Annotated in this window: 7 protein-coding genes; 4 read left to right on the forward strand and 3 right to left on the reverse strand. The window is 71.0% G+C overall.

Going from position 1 to position 7,349, the window contains the following annotated elements; translation table 11 throughout:
* Both ACYVE7_RS25530 and ACYVE7_RS25535 read left to right on the forward strand, forming a co-directional pair.
* On the forward strand, positions 1–199 hold a 199-nt coding region (locus tag ACYVE7_RS25530; protein WP_460367937.1), incomplete at its 5' end, for a hypothetical protein.
* A gap of 26 nt (positions 200–225) precedes the next feature.
* Positions 226–915, forward strand: a complete 690-nt coding sequence (locus ACYVE7_RS25535) for a L,D-transpeptidase family protein (RefSeq protein WP_460367939.1) — start codon at positions 226–228, stop codon at positions 913–915.
* On the opposite strand, the gene ACYVE7_RS25540 is transcribed toward ACYVE7_RS25535, so the two are convergent.
* The gene (locus ACYVE7_RS25540) at positions 903–2,264 is read right to left on the reverse strand and encodes a sensor histidine kinase (protein ID WP_460367940.1); all 1,362 of its coding nucleotides are present in this window, start codon (positions 2,262–2,264) and stop codon (positions 903–905) included. The genes ACYVE7_RS25535 and ACYVE7_RS25540 overlap by 13 nt on opposite strands.
* 127 nt (positions 2,265–2,391) lie before the next feature.
* Between ACYVE7_RS25540 and ACYVE7_RS25545 the strand changes: the two genes are divergently transcribed.
* The gene (locus ACYVE7_RS25545) at positions 2,392–3,765 is read left to right on the forward strand and encodes a DUF6924 domain-containing protein (protein ID WP_460367942.1); all 1,374 of its coding nucleotides are present in this window, start codon (positions 2,392–2,394) and stop codon (positions 3,763–3,765) included.
* A 112-nt stretch (positions 3,766–3,877) separates the two neighbouring features.
* On the opposite strand, the gene argS is transcribed toward ACYVE7_RS25545, so the two are convergent.
* A complete protein-coding gene (gene argS, locus ACYVE7_RS25550; RefSeq protein ID WP_460367944.1) occupies positions 3,878–5,626 on the reverse strand; it encodes an arginine--tRNA ligase in 1,749 nt (582 codons plus the stop codon).
* Positions 5,627–5,754: 128 nt separating this feature from the next.
* Here argS and ACYVE7_RS25555 point away from each other — a divergent pair, with 128 nt between their 5' ends.
* A complete protein-coding gene (locus ACYVE7_RS25555; protein ID WP_460367945.1) occupies positions 5,755–6,273 on the forward strand; it encodes an ATP-binding protein in 519 nt (172 codons plus the stop codon).
* On the opposite strand, the gene ACYVE7_RS25560 is transcribed toward ACYVE7_RS25555, so the two are convergent.
* A partial coding sequence (locus ACYVE7_RS25560; RefSeq protein ID WP_460367946.1) for an HAD-IC family P-type ATPase occupies positions 6,233–7,349 on the reverse strand: 1,117 nt, incomplete at its 5' end. The two genes, ACYVE7_RS25555 and ACYVE7_RS25560, sit on opposite strands and share 41 nt — an antisense overlap.

Consider the following 7,349-nt stretch of genomic DNA (forward strand, 5'->3'; position numbering starts at 1 on the left):
TCCGGCCGCGATCCGCCGGATCTACAACTTCGGCGGCCCGCGGACGGCGGCGGAGCTGGCGTGGCTGGCGGTCGAGGGCCGGATCGACACCCTGGTGTACGCGGGGGATCCGGGGTGGCTTCCGGTGCTGGCGAAGGAGATCATTCCGGACGTCCGGGTAATGATCGGGGAATCCCCGGACGGGTCTCCCGCGCGCTAGCCCCGCCGCTCCCTACGGTGCGGGGCATGGCGCTCTCCAAACTCGCCGCCGGGATCTTCGCCGCGATCTTCGCGCTGCCCGGTGCGGCCCATGCCCAGACCGGCCCTCCGCTGCTGCTTTCGGGTCCGGTGCGGCCCGGTTCGACCGGCCAGGACGTCCGGCTGCTCCAGCAGCGGCTGAAGGCCCTGCATTTCACGCCCGGCCCGGTCAACGGCCGGTTCGGGCAGCAGACCAGGCTCGCGCTGTGGGCGTTCGAGAAGGCCAACGGGCTGCGCGTGCAGGATGTGACGTCACGGGCGGTCCGGGCGGCACTGGCCGCGCCTCGGGTGCCGAAACCGCTGGTCAAGGGTGCTCCGGCGCGGCGCGTCGAGATCGATCTGCGCCGTCAGCTCCTGACGGTCTGGGGGAAGCGCGGCCCGGTGATGATCACGCATGTGTCGACGGGACGGAACCGGCACTACTGCGACGCGGGCCACTGCGGGTTCTCCCGGACGCCGCGCGGTGACTTCCGGGTGTCCCGCAAGATCGCGGGCTGGCGGATCGCGCCGCTGGGCGGGCTGTACTACCCGACCTACTTCAACGGCGGGATCGCGATGCACGGGTCGCGGAGCGTCCCGGCGCGGCCGGCGTCGCACGGCTGCGTCCGGATCCCGATGAGCAACGCCAAACGGCTGTTCCGGCTGGTCCCGAACGGGATGCGGGTCTACGTGCGCTGAGCGGGCAGCGGCAGCCGGACGACGAACCGCGCGCCGCGCTCGGAGTCGGCGACGACGACGGTGCCGCCGTGCGCGGCCGCGATCTCCCGGACGATCGCCAGGCCGAGCCCGGTGCCGCCGGTGTCCTTGCTGCGTGAGGCGTCCAGCCGGGCGAACCGCCGGAAGACGGCCTCCCGGAGCTGGGGCGGGATCGAGTCGCCGTCATTGATCACTTCGAGGACGGCCTCGCCGCCCTCGGCGCGGAGCCGGACCGTCACCTCGGCGTCGGCGTGGCGTTGCGCGTTGTCGAGCAGGTTGGTGAGGAGCCGGGCGAGCTGCAGCCGGTTGCCTTCGACGGCGACCGGCTGGAGCTCGAGCCCGATCGGCACCCGCTGCCTGCGGCGGGCGGCCTCGGTGCGGATCAGGGCGTCCAGGGCGACGGCCTCGGTGGCGGGTTCGGCGTGGGCGTCGAGCCTGGCCAGGGTCAGCAGGTCCTCGACGATCGCCGACAGCCGGTCCAGGCTGGTCGACAGCCGCAGCGAGGTGTCCTTCCAGTCGGTGTCGCCCGGGTACATCATCGCTTCGTCGAGCTGGGCGCGCATCGCGGCGATGGGGGAGCGCAGGTCGTGTGAGGCGTCCGCGCTGAAGCGGCGTTCCCGCTGGATGGTCTTCTCCAGCCGTTCCAGGACGCCGTTCGCCGACACGGTCAGGGTGTACAGCTCGTCGTGGTGTTTGGGCAGCGGCAGCCGTTCGCTCAGGGTGTCGCTGAGCACGCCCGCGCCGATCTCCATGGCGCGCGCCCTGATGTCCTCGACGGGCTTGAGCGCCCGCGACACCGTCCGGTTCGCCCCGATCGCGGTGAGGGCGACCAGCAGCAGGCTCGTCCCGGCGAGGATCCCGGCGAGCCTGCCCGACACGTACCAGGGCACGGGCTGGTCGAGGGCGTACACGAACCAGTCGCCGTCGGCCTCGTACACCCGGAACGTCACGACGATCTCGCAGGAGCGGACGACGGGCAGGTCGCACCGTTCCTCGTCGATCCGCGCGCTGTCGTCGGGCGGTTCGATCTGTGCGATGCGCTGTTCGTCGCCGAGGGTTCCGCTGCCCGCCACGACCCTGCCGCGCGCGTCGACGACCTGGGCGGCGTCCAGCCCTTCGGTGAGGTCGGCGGGCAGGGCCTTCGGCAGCGCGCCCCGCTTGATCGTGTGGACGATCTTGAGCGCCGTCGAGGCGGTCCGCTCGGTCCGGTAACTGGTCGCCATGTCCCGCAGCGCGAAGATCGTGGCGATGGAGGCGGAGACGCACAGCACGGCCATGACGGCCGACGAGATCAACGTCAGCCTGGTCCTGATCGACCAGCCGTACCGCACACATGCCCCCAGATTCCGCGCGCATGGGGGTTCTTCCCGAGCATAACGATCACACGCCCCCCCTCCGGATCCCCAGGCAAGATCTTGGTCACGCCAGAGCAATGATCACCCGCTAGGGTCGCCTCCCATGAAGTCGAAAGCCGTTCTGCTCACGCTGGTGCTGGTCGCGGGCAGCGCCGCGCCCGTCTTCGCCGCGCCCGCCCCGGTGATCACCTCGTTCACCGTGCGGCCCGTCGTGGTCAAACCGGGCGGCGGCGAGGTCAGGGCGGAGGTGCGGTACACCGGCGACCTCGAGCCGAACCGGCTCGACTTCGGGTACGCGTTCGACCGGGGCGCTCCCGGCGGCCAGCAGATGTACGGGTGCGTGAGCATGGGCGGCGAGGGGACCGTCTCGATCGGCTGCGGCATCGACGGGCGGTGGCGGCCGGGCCCGCTGACGGTCTTCCTGAAAGTGACCGACACCAAGGGCAAGGTGGTCAGCGAGCAGAGCAGGGTCGTGCCGCTGCGCCGCGACACCCGTCTGGACCAGGTGTCGGCGACGGGAGGCCGGCTCACCGGCCGGTTCGCGGCCTTCGACGGAGGGAAGCGCTACAAGCCTGCCGCGCGGCGGACGCTCAGGCTGCTCGCCCGGCGGCCGGGGACGAAGACCTGGATCGAGCTGCCGCCGGTGAAGACCGGCGCGGACGGCCGGTTCAAGGCCGTCCTGAAGCCGGGCGGCGGACGGCTCCGCGTGGTCTACCCGGGGAGCTCCTGGTACGCCCGGAAGGTCAAGGAGCTGGCCGAGACCAGGGACAGGACGAAGGTCAGCGGCTTCACCGCGACGCCCGCCCGGATCAACCAGGGCAAGAAGATCACCTTCAGGGGGCGCTTCTCGGCCAGGACCGCGCTCCAGGGCCGTCCGATCGAGCTGCTGTTCCGGCCCGGCCCGGACGTGGCGCCCAAGGTCGTCAGGACGGTCCGCACCGGAAAGGGCGGGGCCTTCACCGCGAAGCTCACCGCCCGCACCACCGGCACCTGGTTCGCCCGGTTCGCCGGGACGGGACGCGATGCCCCGTCCCGCTCCGCCGACCGGCGGGTCCTGGTCGGCCCGGCGTCGGGGACGTTCCTGCCGAGCGACGATCTGATGGCCGTCCGGACGGACTTCTCCTCCGCGAAGAACTGGGCGGCGGTCAAGAAGGCGCTCGTCCCGCGGAACGGCGACGTCTCGCCGGCCTACGTCGACGACAAGGCGTTCCGCGGCCTGTCCGTGAAGCAGCTCATGGCGCGGCTGCCCGTCGGGTACGACGGCGGCCTGCTGGTGATCGTCGACCGGCGGGCGATGACCACCCGGGCGCATGAGCTGCTGGTCGTCGATCTGTGGGAGGAGCCGGGGCGGACCCTGCGCGTGGTCGCCTCGGAGTACGAGGAACTCCAGGCCAACGTGGTGTTCGCGCTCACCCTGGAATTCTCCGACTACGTCGACGCGGCCGGGGCGGACGGGGTGTTCCGTGGTTTCGGCTGAGTGGGCGGGGTTTGGGGGAGTGCCGGTCTGGGCATGGGCGGCGCGGGGATGAGAAGAATAGCGGAACGGGCGGGCGGTCAGTGACCGGCCGCCCGTTCCCTGGGGTCGTGGGTCACATGCGGTCGGGGATCGGGATGCCGAGGACGGTCAGGCCGGTGACCAGGGTGTTCAGGGTGACGGCCAGGAGTGCGAGGCGGCTGGCGCGGACGTCGTCGGGGACTCCGTCCTTGGCGACGGGGCAGGCTTCGTAGAACGCGGTGAACGCCTGCGACAGGTCGAACAGGTAAGTGCAGAGCTTGTGCGGGTAGACGTCGGCGATGACCTCGTCGATGACGCCGGGGAAGCTCAGCAGGTGCAGGGCGAGGGCGCGTTCGGCTTCTTCGCCGAGGACGATCGGGGCGGTCGCCGCGTCGATCTCGACCCCGGCCTTGCGGAAGATCGACCGGATCCGGGCGGTGGCGTACTGCAGGTACGGGCCGGTGTTGCCGGACAGGGCGAGCATCCGGTCGAAGTCGAAGACGTACTCGGAGTCGCGGGCCACCGACAGGTCGGCGTACTTGACGGCGCCGATCCCGACGGCGCGGGCGATCTCGGTGCGGGCCTCGGCGTCGTAGCCGCGGTCCTCGATGACCTTCTCGGCCCGTTCGACGGCCTCTTCGAGGAGGGCGGCGAGCCGGATCGGCTTGCCGGAGCGGGTGCGCAGGATCTTGCCGTCCTCGCCGAGGACGTTGCCGATCCCGGCGTGGAACGGCTTGGTGGTGCCGAGCCAGCCGGCCTCCTCGACCGTCGAGAAGATCATTTTCAGATGGAGGGCCTGCGGGATGCCGATGACGTAGATGACGCGGTCGGCGTGCAGGACCTGGGCGCGGTAGCGGAGCGCGGCGAGGTCGGTGGTGGCGTAGCCGTAGCCGCCGTCGCTCTTGCGGATGATCAGCGGGAGGGGTTTGCCCTCGCGGCCGGTGAAGCCGTCGGGGAACACGCAGAGCGCGCCGTCGTCGACGACGGCCATGCCCTTGGCCTCGAGCTGGTCGCAGACGTCGGCGAGCAGCGCGTTGTACATGCTCTCGCCGGCGAGGTCGGTGTCGGTGAGGGTGACCTGGAGCCGGTCGTAGATCTGGTTGAAGTAGGCCTTCGACATGTCGACGAGCCGGTGCCAGATCTCCATGGTGGCCGGGTCTTCGGCCTGGAGGGTGACGACGCGCTTGCGGGCGCGGGTGGCGAAGTCGCCGTGCCCCTCGCCCTTCTCCGACGCCTCGAACTTGGCGCGCGCCGCCTGGTAGAAGGTGTTGGGGTCGGTGGCCAGCAGCCCGGCCTCCGCCGACTCCTCGCCGACTTCCAGCAGGTGTTCGATGAGCATCCCGAACGGGGTGCCCCAGTCGCCGATGTGGTTCTGCCGGATCACGTGGTGGCCGCGGAACTCGGCGGTGCGGGCGAACGCGTCGCCGACGACCGTGGTCCGCAGATGCCCGACGTGCATCTCCTTGGCGACGTTCGGCGCCGAGTAGTCGACCGGGATGACCTCGGGACGGTCGGTGAGCGGCCCGCCGATCCGTTCTTCGCCGTTGAGCGCCGAGACCTGGCCGGCGATCCACTCGTCGCTGAGCTTCAGATTGATGAATCCGGGCCCGGACACCTCGACGGACGAGCAGAGGCCGGCGACGTCGAGCCGGGCGACGATCTCGTTCGCCACGTCGCGCGGCGCCTGTCGCAGTCGCTTCGACAGCGGCAGCGCCACGTTGGCCTGCAGGTCGGCGAACTGGGACGGCCGGATGACCGGGTCGGTGCCGGCGAACTCGGCGCCGTAGGCGTCGGTGATCGCGGCCTGCACCCGGGCGGCGAGGACGAGTTGAGGATCGGACATGCCTCAAGGTTATCGGCCGGGCGGGCCCGCCCTCGCCCCGATATCCCTTCTCTCATCGCGGTTTCCGCGTTGTGCGTGGACCGTTGCAAAGCCTTGACAGCGTTTCCGAGCGGATATTTGGGAAGTAGGTGAACATTGCGGTACGTGATCCCGTCGAAGGGACGGTCGGTATGACCGTGACGGCACCATCCGCCCGCACCGTGCTGATGCACGGCCGGGAGTTCGAGATCGGCGACATGTGCTGGCGGCGCGCGTTCCCCGGGCTGCCGGCCGAGGCGCGCAGGGCGCGGGAGTTCGTGGGGTTCCTGACCGAGGGGTTCGCCTGCGTGGACGACGTCCTGCTGGCCGCCGCGGAGATGATCTCCAATGCGGTCAGGCACACCAGATCGGGGCTGCCCGGCGGGCTGTTCGTGGTGGAGGTGCGGCGCTGGCGCGGCGGGGCGGCGCTGACCGTCATCGACCAGGGCGGTCCTTCGGAGCCGCGGGCGAAACCCCTGGCGGAGTCGGCGGACGAGTTCGCGCTGTTCGAGTCGGGCCGGGGGCTGCTGACGATCGGGATCACGGCGTCGTGGTGGGACTGGACCGGAGGCGACGCCGGCCGGACCGTCACGGCCGTCTTCCACGCTCCTTCGATCCCGGCTCCTTAGCCGACCGCACCTTCTTGAAGAGGGCGGTGGCCTGGTCGACGGCGCGGTCGTACCAGTGCTGCTTGAGCGCCGCCCAGAGCAGGAACCCGGCGGCCCCGGCGACGCCGAACGCGACGAGGTCGTTGGCGACGCTGGAGGAGTCCAGGGCGAAGAAGGTCCGCAGCCCCGGCACGGCCAGGACGACCGCGAACGCGGCGCCCATCGCGGCGACCAGCCCGACCCGCCACCACGTGTAGGGGCGGGCGATCAGGGCGAGCACCCACATGGCGAGGAAGAACAGGGTGAAGGTGGCGGTGGTGGAGTCCTGCGCGAAGGCGTTGGCGGGGTTGTCGCGGGCCAGCATGTAGCCGAGGAAGGTGGCCGCGCCGCACGCGATCCCGGCGGGGACGGCGAACCGCAGCACCCGCGGCACGAACCCGGGTTTCGCCCGCTCCAGGTTGGGGGCGAGGGCCAGGAAGAAGGCGGGGACGCCGATCGTCAGGGTGCTGATGAGGGTGAGGTGGCGGGGCAGGAACGGGAACCGCACGCCGATCAGCCCGACCAGCACGGCCAGCAGGATCGAGTAGACGGTCTTGGTGAGGAACAGGTTCGCGACCCGTTCGATGTTGCCGAGGACACGGCGGCCCTCGGCGACCACCTGGGGGAGGGTGGCGAAGCTGTCGTTCAGCAGGACGATCTTCGCGACGGCGCGGGTGGCGCCGCTGCCCGAACCCATGGCGACGCCGAGGTCGGCGTCCTTGAGGGCCAGGACGTCGTTGACGCCGTCGCCGGTCATCGCGACGGTGTGGCCGCGCGCCTGGAGCGCCCTGACCATGTCGCGTTTCTGCTGCGGGGTGACCCGGCCGAACACCGAGCGGGTGTCGACGATCTCCTCGATGTTGCCGGGGGTGAGGTCGCGGGCGTCGTAGGGCCGGTCCGCGCCGGGGATGCCGAGTTCGGCGGCGATCGCGCCGACGCTCACCGGGTTGTCGCCCGAGATCACTTTGACGGTGACGTGCTCGTGCTCGAAGTAGCGGATGGTCGCGGCGGCGTCGGGCCTGATCCGCTGGCGGAGCACGACCAGCGCCGCCTCCGGC

The sequence above is a fragment of the Actinocorallia lasiicapitis genome (assembly GCF_054778695.1).

Coding starts and splice junctions, on each gene's coding strand:
- ACYVE7_RS25535 (WP_460367939.1), top strand. CDS start 226: ATGGCGCTCTCCAAACTCGCCGCCGGGATCTTCGCCGCGATCTTCGCG.
- ACYVE7_RS25545 (WP_460367942.1), top strand. CDS start 2,392: ATGAAGTCGAAAGCCGTTCTGCTCACGCTGGTGCTGGTCGCGGGCAGC.
- argS (WP_460367944.1), bottom strand. CDS start 5,626: ATGTCCGATCCTCAACTCGTCCTCGCCGCCCGGGTGCAGGCCGCGATC.